We start from the raw sequence: 22,249 nt of genomic DNA on the forward strand, positions 1-22,249 counted from the left end.
ATTGACTAATTAACAAAAGTTCAGCTTTGAAATTCATAACAAATTCCGACCTTGTAATCCTTTTTAAAACAGCTTCCAAAATGGATTTATTTTCAACCGCCGATCCTGAAAACACTAATCTTTTACCAAAAGATGGAACCGTACTTTACTACGGACCCGTAGTTTCAATAGCGCAAGCCAACTACTACCTCAACACATTTTTAGAAACAATTGAATGGAAAAATGACGAAGCCGTTATTTTTGGAAAACGAATTATAACCAAACGAAAAGTCGCGTGGTACGGAGACACAACCTATAGTTACACTTATTCTAAAACTACTAAAGAAGCCTTGCCATGGACTCCTGAACTACTGCAATTAAAAAAAATAATAGAAGAAAAAACTGGAGAAACCTACAATTCTTGTTTGCTTAACTTATACCACAGTGGCGATGAAGGAATGGGTTGGCATAGTGATGGAGAAAAAGAACTAAAAAAAAATGGTGCCATAGCTTCGGTTAGTTTAGGAGCTGAAAGAAAATTTGCTTTTAAACATAAAGAAACGAAAGAGGTGGTTTCACATGTTTTAGCACACGGTAGTGTCTTAGTAATGAAAGATGAAACACAGACCTATTGGCTGCACCGTTTGCCGCCCAGCACTCGAGTACAAAAGCCCCGTGTAAACCTTACCTTTAGAACCATTAACCTAAAGTAAAAATCACAAACAGTTGTTTAACAGCAGGAACAAACGTTAAAATTTGCAATTATGTTGTAAAAAAACATAATTTAGAAGTATCTATTGTACAACACTTACCACAAAAATATGCAACCATTAAAAAAAGAAGACATTCATCAAGACGTATTTGACTTATACGATCAATACGCACATAACAAATTAGAACGTCGCGATTTCCTAGCTAAATTATCACTCTATGCAGTTGGAACCATTACAGTCGGGTCATTATTGAGTTTTATTTCTCCCAATTATCTTGATAATTTAATAGTACAACCTGACGACGAGCGTTTAAATTCTGATTACATTACGTACGATTCGCCAAAGGGTGGAGGAAAAATAAAAGGATTATTATCTATTCCTGAAGGCACTAAAAAGAAATTACCCGGGATTATTGTTGTTCACGAAAACCGCGGATTAAATCCTTACATCGAAGATGTAGGCCGTCGCTGTGCTGTAGATGGATTCATTAGTCTTGCACCTGATGCTTTATCGCCTTTAGGAGGCTATCCCGGTAATGATGACGAAGGTCGCGTTATGCAACAAAAAAGAGATCGTTATGAAATGCTCGAGGATTTTATCGCAGCGTACGAATACCTCAGCAAACATGAAAACTGTAACGGTAAAATAGGTGTCGTAGGATTTTGTTTTGGTGGGTGGATCGCAAATATGATGGCAGTTCGACTTCCTAATCTATCAGGAGCAGTTCCCTACTACGGAGGACAACCAACTGCCGAAGAAGCTGCACAAATAAAAGCACCTTTATTATTACAATATGCAGGTTTAGACACAAGAGTAAACGAGGGATTACCTGCTTATGAAGCCGTGCTAAAAGCCAACAAGGTAGATTATAAAGCCTACATATACCCTGATGTAAATCACGGTTTCCATAATAACTCAACTCCTAGATTTGACAAACCCGCTGCTGATTTATCATGGGAAAGAACCATCGCTTTCTTTAAAACTAATTTAAAATAAGACCAAATACCACAAAAAAAGGTAGTGAACACAAGCTCACTACCATTTTTTATATTTTAGCAACCCAATACTTATAAAAATAAGGGTACACTTTTAAATTATAGTTTTCCCATATTTCCTGCTAATGTCTCGATAAATTTACCAATTGGTCCTTTTATCATCATGGCCATCATAGGATTAAAATCACCTTCAAAATCTAGTTTCACTGCGCTAGATGTGTCTGATATCGCATCAATATTAGCAACTAAAGTAAATGGTAGTTTATCACTTGCTGCACCTAAAACTATTTTAGAAGGAGCTATTTTCTCTTTCATCTTTAACTTTATTTCCGGCATACCTTTAAGGCCAAAAATAAAAGCATCATCACCAATAACCTCGAACTTAGCAATATTCTCAGGCATTAATTTCTCGAAACTTCTTACATCGCTCAATAAATCAAATAATTCTTGTGCTGATTTTTCGACAGTAACTTTAGGACTTTCTAAGTTCATCTCTTTTTATTTATCAATATTAACTCCCCAAGTCGATGGGCTAACGCTCCATTCTCTCAAAGTTTGTTCTTCTTTTTCAGTAATATAACTTTTTGCGACTGCCAAATTTAATAAATTTTGGTAGTTACTTAAAGTGTATAAATCTAATTTAGCTGCTTTAAAATTATCCTCGGCAACAGCAAAACCATACGTAAATACAGCTGCCATTCCTTTAATATTCGCTCCAGCTGCACGCAATGCTTCTACAGCCATCAAACTACTATTTCCAGTACTAATTAAATCTTCGACAACCACTACATTTTGTCCTTTTTGCAAGAAGCCCTCTACTTGGTTTTGACGTCCGTGCTTTTTAGGCTCTGGGCGAACATAAACAAATGGTAATCCCAAACTTTCGGCAACAAGAATACCAATTCCGATAGCTCCAGTGGCAACTCCTGCGATAACATCTGGCTTCCCAAACTGTTTTTCGATATTTTTTGCAAATTCATCTCTAACATAATTTCTTATTGCTGGAAATGAAAGAATTAACCTATTATCACAGTAAATAGGCGATTTCCATCCGGAAGCCCATGTAAAAGGATTTCCTGGATTCAATTTAATTGCATTTATTTGTAAAAGCAATTCGGCTGTTTTTTCGGCAGTATCTTTATTAAAAATCATAGTACAAATGTATAAAGTTTTTGTGAACGACAAACCACTTTTTTTGACAAATAAAATATCAAAAGAAACGGACTTTCAACTATTCTTATTAGAGAGTATTGATATCGAACAACTTATTATCAAAATATTTCAAAATAAAATTCAAAAAGCCTATCTCTACCATCCGGACGAAAAAGAGATTATGAAAACCTTAAAGGCAAAAATTCCTGTTAACAAAGCGGGCGGCGGCCTTGTTTACAATAAAAAAGGAGAAGTCTTATTCATTTTTAGGAACGGAAAATGGGATTTACCTAAGGGCGGAACCGAAAAAGGAGAAGATATCGAAGGTACTTCTATGCGAGAAGTAGAGGAAGAAACTGGTGTTGACCAACTGCGCATCATAAAAAAATTACAAAAAACCTATCATATTTTTAAGCGCAACGGCGTTTACAAGCTAAAAATCACGCACTGGTTCGAAATGCATTCAGATTTTGAAGGAACGCCTCAAGGACAATTAGAGGAAGGCATTGAGAAGGTCGCTTGGGTACATCCTAAGGATATTCCTGAGTTACTAAAAAACTCCTACGAGAACATTAAGTTATTGTTTCAGGAAGAGCCAGTCGCGCACTCTTAGAAACATAATTTGGGCGTGCCACCCTACGAAATAGAGGCTACTAATTGTAACAATTAGTAGCCTCTATTTCGTATACTGTCGGGCTATCCGTGCTACTTTGGTAGCTTACTCCTATCCCTCACGCAAAAAAATCACAATCCTCCATACGAAAACCATCCAAAAAAGTGAAAAGTTTTTAATTACCTTTGCGCTATGAATAGTAAACACCTCCCACAAAACATACTTAAAAACTTAGGTATATCTCAGTTAAACGAAATGCAAGATAGGGCACAAGACGCCATCTTACATGATAACAATATTTTATTGTTATCACCTACCGGTTCTGGGAAAACATTAGCCTTTTTATTACCTATTTTAGAATTATTACAACCTGAAATTTTATCGGTACAATGTTTAATTCTGGTTCCATCACGTGAATTAGGACTTCAAATTGAACAAGTATGGAAAAAAATGGGTACCGATTATAAAGTTAATGTATGCTATGGTGGACACTCTATTGATACTGAAATTAAAAACTTAAGCAATCCTCCTGCTGTTCTTATTGGAACTCCAGGACGTATTGCGGACCATATCGATCGTGGCACTTTTAGATTGGATAAAATTCAAACTATGGTGCTGGACGAATTTGATAAATCATTGCAACTGGGTTTCCATGAGCAAATGTCTTTTATCATTGGTAAATTATCAAAACTGAACAAACGTATTCTTGTTTCGGCTACCTCAGATATTGAGATCCCGAAATACACGAGAGTTGTAAACCCTACGATTCTTGATTTCATCCCAGAGAATGAGGAAGAATCAAACCTCGCAATAAAACTAGTCGTATCTAAGGAAAAAGATAAACTAGGAAGCTTGTTCCAGTTAATTTGTTCGCTAAAATCGCAAGCTGCCATTGTATTTTGTAACCATAGAGATGCTGCTGAGCGCATTAGTGATACACTAAACGAAAAAGGAATTTACGCCACCTACTACCACGGAGGAATGGATCAAGACGAACGTGAACGCGCGCTTATCCAGTTTCGTAACGGAAGTGTGAGCTATTTGATCACCACTGATTTAGCAGCTCGTGGACTAGATATTCCTGAGATGAACCACGTAATTCATTACCATTTACCACTAAAAGAAGACGAGTTCACGCATAGAAATGGTCGTACTGCACGTATGACGGCCTCAGGTACTGCCTACGTTATTGCGCACGATAGCGAGAAAAAAATGGAATACCTTGATTATGGTATGGATGTTTACCAACTTCCAGCTAGCGTAGTTTTACCAAAACCACCTTTATACCAAACGATTTACATCAGTGGTGGAAAGAAAAACAAACTCAACAAAATTGATATTGTCGGTTTCTTTTCTCAGAAAGGAAAACTAGAAAAAGGCGATCTAGGCTTAATCGAAGTAAAAGATTTCATCTCCTTTGCTGCAGTTAAATTCAATAAAGTAAAAGACTTATTGCACAACATTAGAGACGAAAAAATGAAAGGCAAGAAATTCAAAATTGAAGTCGCTAGAAAAGTAATTAAGAAAGAAGAAGAGTAGTTTTTTTTTAGTGAATCACTAGAAGTGAATGGTGAGTAGTGAGAAGTGAGAAGTAAGCAATTTTCGAGTTGTCTATAAACAGAAAAAACGTTAGCAGTAAATTTATTGCTAACGTTTTTTTTTATTTATGGAGGTATGTTTTTACTGAAAGTGATAATCTTGATAACTAGATCCTAATCCTTTTCACTTTTCACTTTTCACTTTTCACTTTTCACTTCTCACTTTTCACTTCTCACTTTTCACGACTACTCACCTCTCACTAAAAAAACTATGTTTTCTTAACGTACTGCGTGATGATTACAATAGTTTGTCCGTCTACTTTTCCTTCGATATATTCGGCATTTTCATGATCCAAACGAATGTTACGTACCGCTGTACCTTGCTTTGCAACCATACTAGATCCTTTTACTTTCAAGTCTTTTATTAAAACAACGCTATCTCCGTGTTCTAAAATCACTCCGTTACTGTCTCTATGAATAATTTTATTCTCATCATCCTCACCTTCACCTGTCGCTTGTGCATAGGCTAACAAATCCTCATCAAGGTACATCATGTCTAGTAATTCCTTTGGCCATCCTGCGCCACGCAAACGACTAAGCATTCTCCAAGCCACTACTTGAACTGCACTGTTCTCATTCCACATACTATCATTCAAGCATCTCCAGTGATTCAAATCCTCATTTCCAGGATTTTCTATTTGGTCTTTACAAGTAGCACAAGTCATTACTGCTTCGTCCAGACCTCCTTTTTTTGTAGGTAGTACTTCGTACACCTTCAGGTTTTCTGTAGACCCACATAATTCACATTTCGACCCACTGCGTTTGTTCAACTCTCTTTCTATGCTCATTTTTTGTTTTGTTTGTTGTTGATAGCGCAATTATACTATCTACCTTTATTTTAGATATTGTCTTATTCTTGATCTCAAATGTACACTAAAACACCTGCCTTATTTTATCCGAACTGCTTTAGGAACTAATTTTTCGTATTCACCACCATTACGAAGAACGTCCCTCACTATACTAGAACTAATATAGGACGTTCGAGCTGCGGTAAGTAAAAAAACAGTTTCTATTTGAGACAAATGCCTGTTGGTATGGGCAATGGCTTTTTCGAACTCAAAGTCGGCAGGATTACGCAAACCACGTAAAATAAAATCGGCATCGATTTTTTTACATAAGTCAATGGTAAGTCCTTCATAAGTAATTACAGTTACTTTAGGTTCATTTTTGAAGGTCTCCTCAATAAAACGTTTACGCTCTTTTAGCGGAAACATATACTTTTTATCAGCGTTGATACCTATGGCAATTACAATTTCATCAAACAAAGAAATTCCTCTTTTAATGATGTCCTCGTGACCTAAAGTAATAGGATCAAATGACCCAGGAAAGATGGCTTTTCTCATTTATTTTAGTATTTTGACTTAATGCGTTTACCTTGTTGTAAAAGCAGAAAGCGGCATTTAAATTTAAAATGATAATTCGATAGCGTTAGTAAATAAATCCTCCAGAGAGATACCAGCTGCTGCTGCTTGTTGCGGAATCAAACTCTCGGTTGTTAAACCAGGAATAGTGTTCATCTCCAGCATATGCGGTTCTCCGTTTACTAATATGAATTCAGAGCGGGAGAATCCTTTCATTTTTAAAACCTCGTAAGCGCGCTTGGCAATGACTGCTACTTTTTTAGTCATTTCATCTGAGATGCGTGCGGGAGTAATTTCTTGTGACTTTCCTTGGTATTTTGCTTCGTAATCGAAGAAATCATTTTCTGAAACAATCTCGGTGATTGGTAACACCACAATTTCGCCTTTGTAATTGATTACACCAACAGAAACCTCAGTACCATCTAGAAAACTTTCAATTATTATCTCATCATCTTCTTTGTAAGCCATTGCGATTGCGATAGGCAATTCGGCTTCGGTTTTCACTTTAGAGATTCCAAAACTTGAACCTGCTTTATTCGGTTTTACAAAACAAGGCATTCCTACTTTGGCAGTAATTTCAGCGGTATCTATTACATCACCTTTGTTTAGGTAATAGGATATCGCCGTTTTGATTCCGTATGGTTTTAAAACAGACAGTAAGTCACGTTTATTGAATGTAAGTGCTGCTTGGTAGTATCCGCAAGACGTATGCGGAATTTTGAGTAATTCAAAATAGGCTTGCATAAGTCCGTCCTCGCCTGGCGTACCATGAATGGCATTGAACACACAATCAAAATTAACTTTCTCTCCGTTTACAGTAGTTGAAAAATCGTTTTTATCAATAGGAAATTCGGCATCATTACCATCTACATACACCCATTTTTCTTCAAAAATATGGATACGAAAACCGTTGTATTTACTTTTATCGAGATTGTTGTAGACTACGTTTCCGCTGATGAGAGAGATTTTGTATTCGCTGGAATAACCGCCCATGATAATGGCAATATTTTTCATTTGTTTAAGTTATATGTTCTGAAAACAGTTCGTTTTTAGCCCCGATAGCAGCGGCATCGCCCACCTTTTTTTTGGTGGGAATAAAGCGGATAGCGGGAATAGCTTCGAATAAAAACTACTATTCTAAGCTTAAACAAAATTATCATTTTTTTTGAAACGAATAAGCTATATCTTTGCCCTATTATAAAAATAAATTTATGAGTTTACGTAAATACCTTACTAGCCGTGTGTTTTTGACACAATTTCTTATTGCCGTGTCGATTATTGCTGTGTTAGGATACCTGTTCATGCATTGGTTGACCTTTACTACAAATCACGGAAACGAAATTACCGTTCCTGATTTGAGCAAATTGACAGAGGAGCAAGTGGAAGAGAAATTAGACGAGTTAGATCTAACCTATGTTTTACTTGATAGTTTAGATTACCGCAGCGATTATCCTAAATACAGTGTGGTTCAGCAAGATCCATTGCCAGGTGCGAAGGTAAAAGAAGGACGTAAGGTGTATATTAAAATCAATAGTTCAGGGTTTTCATCCGTAAAAGTGCCTGATTTAATAGAAAAAACATACCGTGAGGCGGTACCAACCTTAAAAGCATTAGGCTTGGAAGAAGGTACTATTACTTACATTCCTAATCTAGGAAAAGACATGGTTCTTGACATGCGCTACAAAGGCAGAAGCATCAAGGCGGGAGAAAAAGTCTTGAAATCGTCTAAAATTGATTTGGTTTTAGGAGACGGAAAAGCGAGTTATGAAGAAGACATTGCTAACGATAGCATAATAAATACATCAGAAGAATTACCAGATGAACAATAATATAGAGCCGGTTGAATTAGAAGAAGAAGAATTATTTGAACATTTTAAATTTGAGGTTCCTAAAGGACAGACTCCTTTACGAATTGACAAATATTTGATGGGATTGATTCAAAATGCAACCCGAAATAAAATTCAGAATGCCGCTACAGAAGGTAATATTTTTGTAAATGATGCGATTGTAAAATCGAACTATAAAGTAAAAGCATTTGATGTTGTACGTGTGATGTTAACACATCCTCCCTACGAAAATCATATTATTGCGGAGAACATTCCGTTAAATATTATTTATGAAGATGATGCCTTATTATTGATCAATAAGGAACCGGGAATGGTAGTACACCCTGGACATGGGAATTATACAGGAACCTTAGTGCATGCATTAGCCTACCACTTTGATAACTTACCTATGAACAGCAGTGAACGTCCGGGATTAGTACACCGTATTGATAAGGACACTTCGGGTTTACTGGTTATTGCCAAAACAGAAGCGGCAATGACGCACCTTGCCAAACAGTTTGAAGCTAAAACATCCGAAAGGGAATACATTGCTTTAGTATGGGGAAATGTAGAAGAAGAAAAAGGAACGATAGAAGGAAACCTAGCACGTCACTTGAAAGACCGCATGCAAATGGCTGTTTTTGCTGATCCTGAAATTGGGAAACCAGCGATAACACATTATCAGGTTCTAGAACGCTTTGGTTACGTTACCTTGATTTCGTGCCAATTAGAAACGGGACGTACACACCAAATTCGTGCACACTTGAAACACATAGGACATCCTTTATTTAATGACGAGCGCTATGGTGGTCATTTAATTTTGAAGGGGACTACTTTTACCAAATACAAGCAATTTATTGATAATTGCTTTAAAGCGTTGCCTAGACAAGCACTACATGCTAAAACCTTAGGCTTTATTCATCCTACAACTAAGGAGATGATGCGTTTTGATACAGAGCTTCCGCAGGATTTTCAGGATTGTATCGAAAAATGGAGAGGATACTCAAAGTCACATATGACTGACGAAGATTAAACAATACGTTTAAGCGTAATATACAATACTAAAAAACACCTCTTGACACTTCAAGAGGTGTTTTTTTTGTACCGCTGCATAACTGTTACTATGCAACTCTTTTTAGTGATGCTTAGTTAATGTAAACTAGCTTACATGTTAAGAGAAACAAAATGCAACAGCTTCTCTTTTATAAAATTCTTATCTTTGTTTTACTACAGTGCACAATTCTTTTTTGTAAACACACCACATTCTTTGACTTTTTTCAAGGAAATAGCACTGTGTAACATTAGTCACTGTGAGATAGAAATACATGAACTATCTTTGTATTAAACTTATAATAAAAAACAACACTTATGCAAATCGAACAAATATATACTGGATGTCTAGCTCAAGGAGCATATTATATCACTTCTAATGGCGAAGCAGCAATTATAGATCCGCTTCGTGAGGTACAACCGTACTTGGACCGTTTGGAAAGAGATGGCGTACAATTAAAATACATTTTTGAAACTCATTTTCATGCTGATTTTGTATCAGGACATATTGATTTAAGTAAAGCGACAGCGGCACCAATTGTTTATGGCCCTACGGCTAAACCGGAATTCGATTCAATTATTGCAATCGATAATCAAGAGTTTCAAATTGGAAAAATAAAAATAAAAGCGTTACACACTCCTGGACATACCATGGAGAGTACAACTTACTTATTACTAGATCAAGAGGGTAAGGAACACGCAATCTTCTCGGGAGACACCCTGTTTATTGGTGACGTGGGAAGACCTGATTTAGCTCAAAAAGCGGCTGATATGACTCAAGATCAATTAGCAGCTACTTTATACAAATCCTTACGTACTAAAATCATGACGCTTCCTGACGAAGTAATCGTTTACCCTGCTCACGGTGCTGGTAGTGCTTGTGGTAAAAACATGAGTAAGGAAACCGTATCGACTATAGGAAACCAAAAGAAAGAAAATTACGCTTTACGTGCGAATATGACGGAAGCGGAATTTGTAAAAGAAGTTACCGATGGCTTACTACCTCCTCCTGCCTACTTTGGGATGAATGTAGCGATGAACAAAAAAGGGTATGATAGTTTTGAATCAGTATTGAATAACGGAATGCAAGCAATAAACGTTACTGACTTTGAGGCAATCGTAGAAAACACGGGCGCTTTGATATTAGATACACGTAAAAATGGCGTTTTTGCTAAAGGATTTATTCCGCAATCTATTAACATTGGGATTGATGGTGACTTTGCTCCTTGGGTAGGTGCACTAATCGCTGATGTGAAACAACCTATTATTTTGGTTACCGAATTAGGTCAAGAAGAAGAATCAGTTACTAGACTAAGCCGTGTAGGTTTTGATAATTTAGTAGGTCACTTAGAAGGTGGATTTGAAGCTTGGGAAAAAGCGAATAAAGAAACCGATATGGTCAACAGAATTACTGCCGAAACTTTTGCAAAAGAAGTGAAAATAGGAGAAAGCAAGGTGGTTGATGTTCGTAAAGAAAGTGAATACTCAGCAGAGCACGTTGATGAAGCCTACAGCAGACCATTATCTAATATCAACGATTGGATTAAAGATATTGATCCAAAAGAACCTTTCTTCTTGCATTGTCAAGGAGGATACCGTAGCATGATGGCGGCATCTATATTGCAAGCACGTGGGTTTAGAAATTTCAAAGAAGTAGCAGGTGGTTTTAATGCCATCACTGAAACAACAATTCCTAAAACAGATTTTGTTTGTCAAAGTAAAGTGCTTTAATACGTACTGAATTTAAGAAAAAAAGAAAAATATATGAGTACGGATCAATGTTGTGTGGTTTCTTGTGATAGGCCTTTAGACCTAGAATATTGGGATACACAATACCAACATAATACCACAGGCTGGGATTTAGGGCAGGTTTCACCTCCCCTAAAATCCTATGTCGATACTGTATCTGATAAAAACATTGCCATTTTAATTCCTGGTTGTGGAAATACCTATGAAGCGGAATATCTACTAGAACAAGGTTTTACAAATGTTAGCGTGATTGATATTGCACCTACGTTAGTGGCTGGTTTGCAAACTAAATTTGGAAACAATCCTAACATTACAATTATTTGTGGTGATTTTTTCGAACATAAAGGACAATATGATTTAATTATTGAGCAAACTTTTTTTTGTGCCTTACCTCCTAGCCTACGTCAAAAATATGTTTGGAAAATGCACCAACTGTTAGCCAAGAACGGACTTTTAGCCGGACTCCTGTTTAATCGTACTTTTGAAGTGAGTCCGCCTTTTGGGGGAAGCAAAGAGGAGTACGAAAAACTATTTCAACAGGCATTTCATTTGCAACAAATAGAAATAGCTACGAATTCAATCGCCCCAAGAGCAGGATCAGAATTGTTCATTGAATTTAAAAAAAATAGTGATCTATTGGTTTCTCTATATGAATTTGAAGGAATCACTTGTAACGGTTGCATGAATACGGTTAGCACGGCCTTTATGAATATAGAAGAAGTTAAAAATGTAAGTATGAGTACTGATTTTTCGGAAGTAGTATTAGTTAGTACCTCTGAAATACCATTAACACAACTGCAAGCCCTAGTTTCCTACGACGAAAAATATAAAATAAAAAAGCAGTAATATGAAACAAATACTTTTTACCAATTGGCATAGCATGCGCTGGATCCGACTCGTAATCGGTCTTTTTTTCATGCAACAAGCGATACAGCACCGCGAAATAGTGGCTGGTGCAGTAGCCGCATTTTTTATCTTCCAATCTGTTTTTAACACGGGCTGCCGTTTGAACGGATGCGAAGTTCCAACCCTTAAAAAAAGTAAAAATGAATAGCTCTTTTGAAACCCTAATACAATCTGAAAAACCCGTTTTAATCGATTTTTTCGCTACTTGGTGCGGACCATGTAAAATGTTGGGCCCGATCCTAAAAGATGTAAAAGATCAAATGGGAGATGGCGTTTCCATCATTAAAATTGATGTAGACAAAAACCAACAAATTGCTGCTCAGTACCAAGTGCGTGGTGTACCTACCATGATTTTATTCCAAAATGGAAAGCAATTATGGAGACAATCTGGCGTTTTGGATAAAGGGGAGATCATCAAAACCATTTTAGAAAAAAGCAATAAATAATACCACCATTTACAATACCACAGCACTAAAATTAAAAACCCTCGTTTATCACTAAACGAGGGTTTTTTTATTTACAGCGTAACTACCTATTATTTTACAGGAATATTTGCTAAAATTTCAATTAAAAATTTCCAGAATTTCTGAGACGAACTAATACTCGCTCTCTCATCTGGAGAATGCGCTCCATGAATCGTAGGGCCAAAAGAGATCATATCCATATCTGGATAATTCGTTCCTAAAATTCCACATTCAAGACCCGCGTGACAGGCTACTACTCTTGGTTTATCTCCGTTTTGTTTCTCGTATATTGGCACAAGAACATCTAAAATTTCCGATTGCGCGTTAGGAGTCCAACCAGGATAGGCTCCTGAAAACTCTACCTCACAACCCATCAATTCAAATGCCGAACGCAAGGCGTTAGCCAAATCAAATTTAGACGTCTCTACTGACGAACGTGTTAAACATTGCACTGTTAGTTTGCCATCCTCCAAAATTACTTTAGCGATATTGTTAGACGTTTCTACTAGGTTATCAAAGTCGGCACTCATGCGATACACCCCATTGTGCGCCGTGTACATCGCACGAACAAAATAAAACTGAGCGATCGATGGCATTACCTTCGCAGGTACCGTTTCTAGTTTTTCAAAAACGACTTCTAGTTTCGGCTCAGTAGTTTTAAACTCGGTTTTGATTTCGTTTACAATTTGCTGCATATCAAAAACAAAAGCTTCATCATAAACCGAAGCGATAATTACTTTCGCCACACTTTCTCTCGGAATCGCATTGCGTAAGCTACCACCGTGAATCGAGGCAATTTGCAACCCAAAATTATCAAAACCGTCAAACAATAAGCGGTTCATGATTTTATTCGCATTTCCAAGACCTTTATGGATATCCATTCCTGAGTGACCACCACTTAATCCTTTAACCGTAATTTTATATCCTACAGATCCATCAGGTGTATCCTCTTCATCAAACTCAGCCGAAGCTGTCACATCAATTCCACCGGCGCAACCAATATCAATTTCGTCATCCTCCTCGGTATCTAAATTCAATAGAATCTCCCCTTGCAGGATTCCGCCTTTCAGGTTCAAAGCACCCGTCATTCCCGTTTCTTCATCGATGGTAAACAAAGCCTCAATAGCAGGATGCGCAATCGTTTTGCTTTCTAAAACCGCCATAATAGCCGCTACACCTAAACCATTATCCGCACCAAGCGTCGTACCGAGAGCGCGTACCCAGTCAGCATCAACATACATATCGATCCCTTGGGTATCAAAATCAAAGGTCGTATCTCCGTTTTTTTGATGTACCATATCCAGATGCCCTTGCATCACAATAGGCTTGCGGTTTTCCATTCCAGCCGTTGCCGGTTTACGGATGATTACATTGCGAATCTCATCTTCAAACGTTTCTAAACCTAGGCTTTCCCCAAAGTTTTTCATAAAAGCAATCACACGATCTTCCTTCTTAGAAGGACGTGGTACGGCATTCAAATCAGCAAATTTATTCCAAAGTTCTTTTGGTTCTAGATTTCTTATTTCTTGACTCATATATCGATTTTTGACTTAAAATTTAATAAAACCCAAAGTTACAAAGTTTAAACAGCTTATAGCCCCAAGAAACTATTAAATCCGCAAAAAAAGCATAATTAGTAGGGCGTGCCAGCAATCTAAAAAGGGCTTACTACTAGTTGTAAATAAAAAGCCCTTTCTAGATTGCTGTCGGGCTATTCGCGCTACTATGGTAGCTTGCTACTATCCCTCACGCAAACAACAACATAAATTCACGATCGTGAAAAGAAAGAAAAAACTTAGTACAGAAGCGAAATAAACCAAAATGTGGCGTATATTTGATGGTATTGATGAGTTAGTGGCTATTTTACGCGAACTACCGAAAAACAAGAAGAAAATGAACAAAATATTATTTTTTACAATAGGAATTTTACTTTTATCAATAAAAAGTTTTGGACAAAACAAGTCTGAAAATATTGTTTATATAGTTGACAAAATTACTGTTCGTGAAGACCCAGAAAAAGGTAACGAAATAACCGAAAGTGATATTGCAGATATGAATATTATCAAAAACAAAGACAGTTTAAAAACTCTTGGTTTTGAAAAATTTGACGGTGCAATTTTCATTTATACAAAAGAATACAGAAAAAGACCAGAGGATATAAAACAAATTCCTTCTGCTAAACAAATGGAAAGAAAGAACGGCATTTGGTATTTCAATAATGAAATTTATAACGGAAAATTTATTGATTATTATTATAGCGGAAAAATTCAAGGAGATGGAATAATGAAAAATGGAAAACTTGAAGGGATGCGCAAAATGTACTTCCACAACGGTAAATTATCTGTAGAAAGAAATTATAAAAATGCCATTTCTGATGGTTTAGAAAAAGAATTTTATGAAGATGGAACTTTAAAACAAAAAGGGATTTTTATAAATGGCAAAGAAGATGGCGTTTGGGAAATGTATTTTCCAAATGGACAAATTAAACAAAAAACAAATTTTAAAAACGGAATAGTTGATGGAGAAAGTACAGTTTACTATTCTACAGGAAAAATTTTATCGGTTGAATTAGGAGAAAATGGTAAAATAATTCCTGACAAAAGGCTTGAAAAAATTATTCAATTAATGAAAAAGAGCAATGAAAGTAACCAAAACGGCGATAGAAAATCAGCAATTAAATATTGTAACAAAGTATTAGAATTGGATAGCGAATATGCTGAAGCATATTTTTCAAGAGGAACATTGAAACTAAACGAAATGCAATTTGACGAAGCAATTGTTGATTTTGATAAAGCATTAACTATCGAGCCATATATGACTTTTGCAATTGCAAACAGAGCGTTTGCAAGAATTAGAAAATATGAGTTTGGTGGTGACAGAGAATTAATGAAGAATAGTGAAGTAACTGTTTTGGCTTCGAAAAAGAAAGCAGAAATTTCAGAAAGTGAAAAACAGAAAATATGTAGTGATTTGGAAAAAGCAATTTCTCTAGGCGATACTGTAGAAATGGTTTTAAATGCGAAAGAACAGTATTGTAAATAGAAAAAACAGCCACTAACCGCCGTTTGGCAAGATTGCGAATTTTGTAGTAAATTCACGTTCACGTTTCGTAAGAAATTTTATCTTTTACGGAAAATAATCGGTTACGAAGTTCGCAACCTCGCCAAGCGGTCAAACGTTAAAAGTAAAATCTCGCGAGAGCATCGAATAAAAAAATATGTATAAAACATTCACATTCTGTATTTCTGTATTCTTCCTTATTTTATTTTCAGCGTGCGATTTTAGTTGTAAAAAAATCTATTTTACCGAAAATGAAAAATATTGGATAACTCCATACAAAAAAGGCAACATTGAAATATTTCAATCCAATTTGGATTCACTTAAAAGAGACACGATATTTATTTTAGAAAACACCCATAACCTACCCACTGGAAATTGCAACCCTTCAGTATCTAATGTGGATCCTGAAGCATACTTTATAGATTATAAATATTCACATAATGGAAAAATGAGTGATTCAAATTATTTAATTCAACATGTAAAAGAAATTGGATTGAGTTTGCCCGTAATTAGAATATATGACATAGAGTTTAATGGTGAAACTTTGAAAGACACCACAATATTTTTAAAGAATTTTGGAATTCAGAAATGCCATGTTTTTAACAATTTTCAAGATTTTAATAATCTTCCAGATTTCAAAATAAAAAATTTCATTTGGAGCAAAAAGCTTGGATTAGTTCAAATACAACTTCAAAATGGTGAAGAATATGAATTAATTGATAAACAACAATTTAAAAAATAAATTCTACTGTTTACCGCCATTTAGCAATATTGCGAGTTTTATGGTAAATTCACGTTTACGTTTCGCAAGAAATTTTATCTTTAATAGAAAATAATCGATCACGAAGTTCGCAACATAGCGAAGTGGCATAACGTTATCACCGAGCGTATGACGACAGAACGACACATAAAAACAGGACGACAAACAGCATTAATTTCATTCTTGTTTGGAACAGGTATTTTCGGATTTTACTTTCTGACTTCTGCGTTTGAACTTCTTTTCTTTGGATATGTATGTATAGCGTTGACAGGAATAATAAACTTAGGCGTTTTAATTCCAATTTTAGTAAGAACCAACAAAGACAAAGAAAACCGAAAAAGACTTTTAACGACTTCAGGACTTATGCTGATTAATGTACCAATAATGCTAGCATATTGTTGGGTGGTCTTAATTTTACTCGGAACAATGAGAATTACATTTACAAACGACACAGGAATTGATATAACGGATATAAAAATTGTTGGATGTGGCGGTGGACACATTGACAAATTAGAAATTGGAGAAAGTAAAACAATTTGGGTAACAATCACAGGCGACTGTTCAATATATCTTGACTACTTATCAAACGGACAAAGAAAAGAAGAAACAGTAGCAGGTTATGTAACTTCAAGTATGGGACAGAAAGTAAATCATAAAATTGACGGCAAAGACAAAGATATATTTTAACAAATAGAATAGAAATAGCAGCGATGAACAGAACGGCACGTACTAACAGGCGTTTGGCAAAAAAAACGGGTTCAGTGATTAAATGAAGCTTTATGCTTCGTATCAAGTTTAGTGCTGTTGTACTATTCGCACTAGTACGGTAGCTTACTGTTATCCCTCACACAAACAACTGTATGAACGTACGAGTATAAAAAGAAAGAAAAAACTTAGTATACAGTCAAAATAAACTAAAAAGTGATGTATATTTGAAGTTATAAACGAGTTGGTGGCAAGGCTACACCAAATGTTAAACAACAACACAATAATATGACGATAGAACAAATAAAAGAACAGTTATCAAATCGTTTTATTGGAATATTAGCGACGAATAAAGGTTTTGTTATAGATAAAGGCGAAATTGATTTAGGAATTGACTATACTTTAAAAAAAACTTACCAATATACAACTCCGGCAGGTAAATCAAGATGGAATTATGATAGTCGTTACATAGACATCCAATTAAAAGCAACAACAGATAATTCGATTGTTTATGATGTTAACTCAATAAAATATGATTTAGAAGTTAAATCCTATAATGATTTAATAGAAAGACAATCAAATGGAGTTGCACCTTTAATACTGATTTTATTTGTTTTACCAATTGATCAAAATACTTGGGTAGAAGTTGATATCAATGAAATAAAACTAAAAAAACATGCATATTGGTACATTCCACCAACAGGATCAGCTCAAACTACAAATGAACATAGAATAAGAATTGAAATTCCAAAAGGAAATATTTTGGGAATTGATTGCTTTAATGAACTACATCAACAATTTTACCCATGATCAATGACAATATAATATCATTTCTTACTAATAGAGATTGGCTAATATCTAGTCAAAATCATCAGTTTATTGAGCTGTTTCCTCCCGAACAATTTAATTTACCAGAAAATTTTCGACTTCATATCCCAACTTTACTTGATAAAATTGATTCAAGTATTTTTATCAATAATATTTTAGAAATTGTTAGTGAGTTTTATTCTCTAACTATTGAAGATTTAAATGTTTTACTAAAAAATGAATCAACTGTACTAAAAATTAGAATTCACGATGAAAAAACAGTTGATGGTAAAATTTCTTTAACTAGATTCGATGATGTAGTTGATAGCATACGTTCAATATTAAGAGATACCGCCAGTTTTGTCATAGACAAAAGTGTTACATCTACTAGAGTTCCTGAAGAAGTTGCAAAATATTTAAATTTATGCAACTTCATGCAAACTGAAAAAGGAAGTTTTATTGCGAAAATTCAACTTCCTTCTAAAGAACTTATTAAAGACAGTGAGCTTTTTGATCGTGAAGAAATATTTTCACAAGAAATAAATAACAAACTTTCAGAGGTTTTAAGTTTTGTTAGTCTAAATATTTTGGAAGGAGATGTACAGGTGTCAGAAGAATATTTAATAGAAAATGAGGCAATAATAAATATCAAACTTTTCAAGGATATAGAAACTTTTTTTGATAGATCTAATCTGAAAAATGTAGATTTTACTTTTCACAATATTACGAGTAGTAATACAATTGAGAATTTAAATATTACTAAACAAAAAATTTTTAAATTAACACAATTTGTTGAACAAATTGAATCACATTCATATGAAGTTGGTGAGTTTACATTTACTGGAAAAATAGTTAGTCTTAAATCAAAAGATCCTGACGGACTTAAAAACAGTGTTGTATTTACTGGAATTTATGATAATATGGCAATAATAGTTTCAGCAAATTTAGACAGCGAACTGTATAAAGACGCAATTGAAGCTCATAAAATGAAACAAAACATTACAATTACTGGACTTGCTAAAAAAACTAAAACTAAAGCGCGTTTTATAGAAATAACAAAGTTCAAAATAGAAGAATAAGCCCAGCCACTAACAGCCATTTTGAGCTAGCTGGAATTTAGTGGAATTACCGTTTCTCAATAAGTTTTCATTTAGCGAAAAAAGTAGGTTTAACAAATTCAGAATCACCAAAAACTATAAAAAAGTAGCGAACAAAAAAAGTAAAAAAAATGATAAACTGGATTAAAGAATTGAATATTATTTTACAAAATAAAACTGCAAATTATGCTGATCAGGAAAAACAAAACTTACAAATCGACTATTTAAAAAATTTACTTTCTAAGATAGAGAATGATAATTTAATTATTGAACCAGCACTTCAAACTACAATTGAGTCAGTTATAAATGAAATGCCAATCAAAACTAACGAAAAGAAATTAGATTATAAATCGCAACATTTAAACAAAATAAGTAATTTAAAAACTGCCGTTAAACAGAAATTTAATTTGGTTAAAAAAAAGCACTATACTCGCCAATACTTAGCTTTAGGAATTAGTATGGGATTGTGTTTTGGATTGCCTTTTGCTGTGGCAATTGGCAACATTGCTTTAGGTCCTGCATTAGGAATACCAATTGGGTTGGCTACTGGTTTATTAATTGGTAGTCGATTTGATAAAAAAGCAATAAGCGAAAAAAGAGTACTTTAAAACAAAGTTCGCAATAGCTCTTTTAAACTAGCTGGAATTTAGTTTAATTACCTTTTCGCATCAAGTTTTCATTAAGCCGAAAATTACGCTGCTACAAACTTCCAGCCATCTCAAAGTGGCATAACCTTAACCGTAATTTTAGAAAAACAGTATGTCTAAAAGAAATATAACAGAAATTCTAACAATAATATTTTTAATTTTAATTGCGAATTTCACTTTTGCACAAACGAAAGAATTCCGAGAAACGACCGTTGATAGTTTAACTTTTGTAAATAACAGAAATTCTGTAAACAACTTAAATACTGATTTTTATGTAAAAAAAACATTTACTAAAAAAAACATACAAATTCCTTATCGGCTTCTAAAGCCTAAAAATAATAGTAGTAACCAAAAATATCCTCTAGTAATAACCTTCCACAACTCTACCAGAATTGGAAATGATAATGAAAATCAACTTGAACCCTTTGCAAAAATTTGGTTAAGACCAGAAATTTATAATAAATATCAATGTTATGTAATTGCTCCACAATTCAGCAAGCGCTCATCAAATTATGAACAAAATATTGATGGCATTCAAATTTCAAAACCTTCAGAAGATGTTTTTGCCTTACTGGACTTAATTAAAAATATTGAAGAAGAATATCCAAACATTGATAAAAATAGGATTTACTTAATTGGTTATTCTATGGGAGCCTCAACTGCACAAAACTTACTGAATATTTCGCCAAACAAATTTGCAGCTATTGTTTCTGTTGCAGCCATTCCTGATTTTTCAAATCTTAAAAAAATAAGCAATAAAAACATATGGCTTATTCATGGGGAAAAAGATGACGAAAATCCATATATGGGAAGTCTTGAGTTGTTTAATAAATTATTCTTAAATAAAAATTTAACTTTAACAACTTTTAGTAACCTAAATCATAATAATATTGTCATTCCTTTTTTAATAACCGAAGAAATTCCTAAATGGTTATTTGAGAAACATAAATAAAAAACTCCGGCTAAAAGCCATTTTGCGCTAGCTGAAATTTAGTAGAATTAGCGTTTCGCGTCAATTTTTCGTTATGCAGAAAATTGAAAGGTTACGAACTTCCAGCTATCTAGAAGTAGAATAACGTTATGTGGCACACTACCACAAGGTGCAAATCCTAAAAGTACATTCTTGTACAAACGTAAGAAAGGTGGATAATAAAAATCATAATACTAAATAGAAATATCTGAAAACCAAAATGAACCAAGATAAAATCGAAGAATTTAAAGCAATCTTAAAAAAGTGGAATCCCTTGGGAACTGCTGAAAAAAATATAATTGGCTTAAATGACTATGAAACAGAAGTTAACGATATTATTTTTAATCTCGAAATAGAATACGGCTTTCCAGAAAAAAGTATTACCAAAAAGCAGTTATCTAAAATCATCAAAGAAGTCTTGAATGAAGCTTTTGATTTGCATTTAACATACTCAGAAAGTGATGATTATTCGGCAGAAATATTAAAGATTCTGAAAGATTAAGAAAAGTATGCTACCTAACAGCAGTTACATAATACATAAGACTATAGTGGCATTATCGTTTTCAATTCGCGTTTTCGTTCAGTCAAAACTTGGACGACCTTCGTCTCTAAAGTTTTGAAACTTAAGTCCTATAGCCACTAATAATAAGGCGTCGAAAAAGCATCTACAAAACGAACGGGATTTTTTAGAGAAATCAGGTCTTCTAAACTCGAAAAAATTATTTGATTGCGAGGTATTCCTGTGATGTGTTGCATTTTTAAACATACAACTTTTCTGCCTTTTATTTTAGAAAGATAGAGTATATTTGAAAGAAATAAACGGAAGTTTTTTCACAGACTGACGTTATGTGCAAGCTGGTTGCAAAACCGATAAAATTTTAAAAAAGTAGTGGAAAAACTAATTAGAAAATACTCGAAAATATTGATAGCTATTTATGTATTTGCATACTTATCATCCGAAATTATAGCCTACATATTTCCGAATTTATTATCTTTTGAAAAAGCAAATGGTCAACACCTAAACATCGGAGTAGGATATCTAAGAACTGGAATTAGATATTTATTGAATGTGTTATTAGTATTTGTCATCGCCAAAGAAATGAAATGTTTAAATCTGAAATCAAGTTTAGTATTAATTCTGACTTTTTTTTCAAATATAATTGGCGTCGCGTTTTTCCTATTCATAGCTTTTGATCAAAAAAAATACCTGAAAAATGAAAAGTAGATTACTCAACAAACTAAATAAATATATCGCAATAATGATTTTAAATTCATTATTATTTGCGCCTTGGGCTCTTGTTTTTGATATATTTAATCCAGAAGTTTTTCGGAATATTGGAGATATCCAAGAATACGGAGACTATTTAGTTAGACTTTTAACGATTGTCTTTTTGATTACAGATTTCCAAAAAGAGAAACTGAATTATGTAATATTAGCTTGTATATCAAGTCTTTTTTACCCATTACTTGGAATCATAATTTTTGGACTATTATACTTGGAAAAACAAAGTGAGGAAGCCAGCACATAACAACTGTTCCTTTGTAAAGCATCTTTTAGTTATCAACAACTTTTGAGAGGGTTATATTTAGGTTATTTTTCGAGTATAAAATTCCGCTCCAGCGGCTTGTTGGAAAAGTTGGAAACTAACTTTTTGTCCGCCGAAGGCTTAGGACTGAAAAAGTTATTTTACATTTTTCAAAGATGCAGGGAGTTCTTTTCTCTTTTACTTCATAATTTATGTTTTTATACTCTTAAAGCTCACACTCCTATATGTGGTCTGCTTATGGCAGCCACCA

Annotated in this window: 25 protein-coding genes; 19 read left to right on the forward strand and 6 right to left on the reverse strand. The window is 34.4% G+C overall.

Annotation, left to right across the window (positions count from 1 at the left end):
• Window positions 1-80: 80 nt before the first annotated feature.
• Both H8R22_RS06675 and H8R22_RS06680 read left to right on the forward strand, forming a co-directional pair.
• Window positions 81-692: an alpha-ketoglutarate-dependent dioxygenase AlkB family protein gene (locus tag H8R22_RS06675; RefSeq protein ID WP_187009680.1), complete on the forward strand. Its 612-nt coding sequence runs from the start codon at window positions 81-83 to the stop codon at window positions 690-692.
• A gap of 108 nt (window positions 693-800) precedes the next feature.
• Complete coding sequence (locus H8R22_RS06680) at window positions 801-1,688, forward strand: dienelactone hydrolase family protein (protein WP_187009681.1); 888 nt, start codon at window positions 801-803, stop codon at window positions 1,686-1,688.
• Between the two features lie 98 nt (window positions 1,689-1,786).
• Here H8R22_RS06680 and H8R22_RS06685 read toward each other — a convergent pair whose 3' ends face one another.
• Together H8R22_RS06685 and pyrE are read right to left on the reverse strand one after the other, a co-directional pair.
• On the reverse strand, window positions 1,787-2,179 hold the full coding sequence (locus tag H8R22_RS06685) for an SRPBCC family protein (protein ID WP_187009682.1): 393 nt from the start codon (window positions 2,177-2,179) through the stop codon (window positions 1,787-1,789).
• 6 nt (window positions 2,180-2,185) lie between these two features.
• Window positions 2,186-2,839 (reverse strand): orotate phosphoribosyltransferase, encoded by a 654-nt coding sequence (gene pyrE, locus H8R22_RS06690; protein WP_187009683.1) that lies wholly within the window; start codon window positions 2,837-2,839, stop codon window positions 2,186-2,188.
• A 7-nt stretch (window positions 2,840-2,846) separates the two neighbouring features.
• Here pyrE and H8R22_RS06695 point away from each other — a divergent pair, with 7 nt between their 5' ends.
• A complete protein-coding gene (locus tag H8R22_RS06695; protein WP_187009684.1) occupies window positions 2,847-3,452 on the forward strand; it encodes an NUDIX hydrolase in 606 nt (201 codons plus the stop codon).
• Window positions 3,453-3,644: 192 nt separating this feature from the next.
• A complete protein-coding gene (locus H8R22_RS06700) occupies window positions 3,645-4,991 on the forward strand; it encodes a DEAD/DEAH box helicase (RefSeq protein ID WP_187009685.1) in 1,347 nt (448 codons plus the stop codon).
• Between the two features lie 268 nt (window positions 4,992-5,259).
• Here H8R22_RS06700 and H8R22_RS06705 read toward each other — a convergent pair whose 3' ends face one another.
• The 3 genes from H8R22_RS06705 to H8R22_RS06715 all read right to left on the reverse strand — a co-directional run bounded on the left by H8R22_RS06705 (window position 5,260) and on the right by H8R22_RS06715 (window position 7,425).
• Window positions 5,260-5,838, reverse strand: coding sequence for a PhnA domain-containing protein (locus tag H8R22_RS06705; protein WP_187009686.1), 579 nt, complete (start codon window positions 5,836-5,838; stop codon window positions 5,260-5,262).
• Window positions 5,839-5,937: 99 nt separating this feature from the next.
• Complete coding sequence (gene coaD, locus H8R22_RS06710) at window positions 5,938-6,393, reverse strand: pantetheine-phosphate adenylyltransferase (protein WP_187009687.1); 456 nt, start codon at window positions 6,391-6,393, stop codon at window positions 5,938-5,940.
• Window positions 6,394-6,456: 63 nt separating this feature from the next.
• Window positions 6,457-7,425, reverse strand: a complete 969-nt coding sequence (locus H8R22_RS06715) for a D-alanine--D-alanine ligase (RefSeq protein ID WP_187009688.1) — start codon at window positions 7,423-7,425, stop codon at window positions 6,457-6,459.
• A 197-nt stretch (window positions 7,426-7,622) separates the two neighbouring features.
• Here H8R22_RS06715 and H8R22_RS06720 point away from each other — a divergent pair, with 197 nt between their 5' ends.
• From H8R22_RS06720 to trxA, 6 genes are all read left to right on the forward strand, one after another.
• Window positions 7,623-8,240: a PASTA domain-containing protein gene (locus tag H8R22_RS06720; RefSeq protein ID WP_187009689.1), complete on the forward strand. Its 618-nt coding sequence runs from the start codon at window positions 7,623-7,625 to the stop codon at window positions 8,238-8,240.
• Window positions 8,230-9,270 (forward strand): RluA family pseudouridine synthase, encoded by a 1,041-nt coding sequence (locus H8R22_RS06725; RefSeq protein WP_187009690.1) that lies wholly within the window; start codon window positions 8,230-8,232, stop codon window positions 9,268-9,270. Before H8R22_RS06720 ends, H8R22_RS06725 begins: the two co-directional genes overlap by 11 nt.
• 335 nt (window positions 9,271-9,605) lie before the next feature.
• Window positions 9,606-11,018, forward strand: coding sequence for an MBL fold metallo-hydrolase (locus H8R22_RS06730; protein ID WP_187009691.1), 1,413 nt, complete (start codon window positions 9,606-9,608; stop codon window positions 11,016-11,018).
• Window positions 11,019-11,051: 33 nt separating this feature from the next.
• On the forward strand, window positions 11,052-11,882 hold the full coding sequence (locus H8R22_RS06735; protein ID WP_187009692.1) for a methyltransferase domain-containing protein: 831 nt from the start codon (window positions 11,052-11,054) through the stop codon (window positions 11,880-11,882).
• 1 nt (window position 11,883) lies between these two features.
• A complete protein-coding gene (locus H8R22_RS06740; protein WP_187009693.1) occupies window positions 11,884-12,090 on the forward strand; it encodes a hypothetical protein in 207 nt (68 codons plus the stop codon).
• Entirely contained in the window at window positions 12,083-12,388 is a 306-nt protein-coding gene (trxA, locus tag H8R22_RS06745) for a thioredoxin (RefSeq protein WP_187009694.1), read from the forward strand. Before H8R22_RS06740 ends, trxA begins: the two co-directional genes overlap by 8 nt.
• A gap of 89 nt (window positions 12,389-12,477) precedes the next feature.
• Here trxA and H8R22_RS06750 read toward each other — a convergent pair whose 3' ends face one another.
• Window positions 12,478-13,941 carry an aminoacyl-histidine dipeptidase gene (locus H8R22_RS06750; protein ID WP_187009695.1) on the reverse strand — a complete coding sequence of 488 codons (1,464 nt, stop codon included), beginning with the start codon at window positions 13,939-13,941 and terminating at the stop codon, window positions 12,478-12,480.
• 286 nt (window positions 13,942-14,227) lie between these two features.
• Between H8R22_RS06750 and H8R22_RS06755 the strand changes: the two genes are divergently transcribed.
• The 9 genes from H8R22_RS06755 (at window position 14,228) to H8R22_RS06795 (ending at window position 21,981) form a co-directional block, all read left to right on the forward strand.
• Window positions 14,228-15,448 (forward strand): hypothetical protein, encoded by a 1,221-nt coding sequence (locus H8R22_RS06755; RefSeq protein WP_187009696.1) that lies wholly within the window; start codon window positions 14,228-14,230, stop codon window positions 15,446-15,448.
• Between the two features lie 175 nt (window positions 15,449-15,623).
• Window positions 15,624-16,208, forward strand: coding sequence for a hypothetical protein (locus tag H8R22_RS06760; protein WP_187009697.1), 585 nt, complete (start codon window positions 15,624-15,626; stop codon window positions 16,206-16,208).
• A 147-nt stretch (window positions 16,209-16,355) separates the two neighbouring features.
• Window positions 16,356-16,913, forward strand: coding sequence for a hypothetical protein (locus H8R22_RS06765; RefSeq protein ID WP_187009698.1), 558 nt, complete (start codon window positions 16,356-16,358; stop codon window positions 16,911-16,913).
• A 306-nt stretch (window positions 16,914-17,219) separates the two neighbouring features.
• Window positions 17,220-17,741 carry a DUF4365 domain-containing protein gene (locus H8R22_RS06770; protein WP_187009699.1) on the forward strand — a complete coding sequence of 174 codons (522 nt, stop codon included), beginning with the start codon at window positions 17,220-17,222 and terminating at the stop codon, window positions 17,739-17,741.
• Window positions 17,738-18,817, forward strand: coding sequence for a hypothetical protein (locus H8R22_RS06775; protein ID WP_187009700.1), 1,080 nt, complete (start codon window positions 17,738-17,740; stop codon window positions 18,815-18,817). The genes H8R22_RS06770 and H8R22_RS06775 overlap by 4 nt, the downstream gene beginning before the upstream one ends.
• A gap of 170 nt (window positions 18,818-18,987) precedes the next feature.
• On the forward strand, window positions 18,988-19,443 hold the full coding sequence (locus H8R22_RS06780) for a hypothetical protein (protein ID WP_187010182.1): 456 nt from the start codon (window positions 18,988-18,990) through the stop codon (window positions 19,441-19,443).
• 151 nt (window positions 19,444-19,594) lie between these two features.
• Window positions 19,595-20,434 carry a carboxylesterase family protein gene (locus H8R22_RS06785; RefSeq protein WP_187009701.1) on the forward strand — a complete coding sequence of 280 codons (840 nt, stop codon included), beginning with the start codon at window positions 19,595-19,597 and terminating at the stop codon, window positions 20,432-20,434.
• 238 nt (window positions 20,435-20,672) lie between these two features.
• Complete coding sequence (locus tag H8R22_RS06790; protein ID WP_187009702.1) at window positions 20,673-20,954, forward strand: PIN domain-containing protein; 282 nt, start codon at window positions 20,673-20,675, stop codon at window positions 20,952-20,954.
• Between the two features lie 712 nt (window positions 20,955-21,666).
• The gene (locus tag H8R22_RS06795) at window positions 21,667-21,981 is read left to right on the forward strand and encodes a hypothetical protein (RefSeq protein ID WP_187009703.1); all 315 of its coding nucleotides are present in this window, start codon (window positions 21,667-21,669) and stop codon (window positions 21,979-21,981) included.
• Window positions 21,982-22,249: the final 268 nt, after the last annotated feature.

The sequence above is a fragment of the Flavobacterium kayseriense genome (assembly GCF_014305095.1).
GTDB lineage: Bacteria > Bacteroidota > Bacteroidia > Flavobacteriales > Flavobacteriaceae > Flavobacterium > Flavobacterium kayseriense.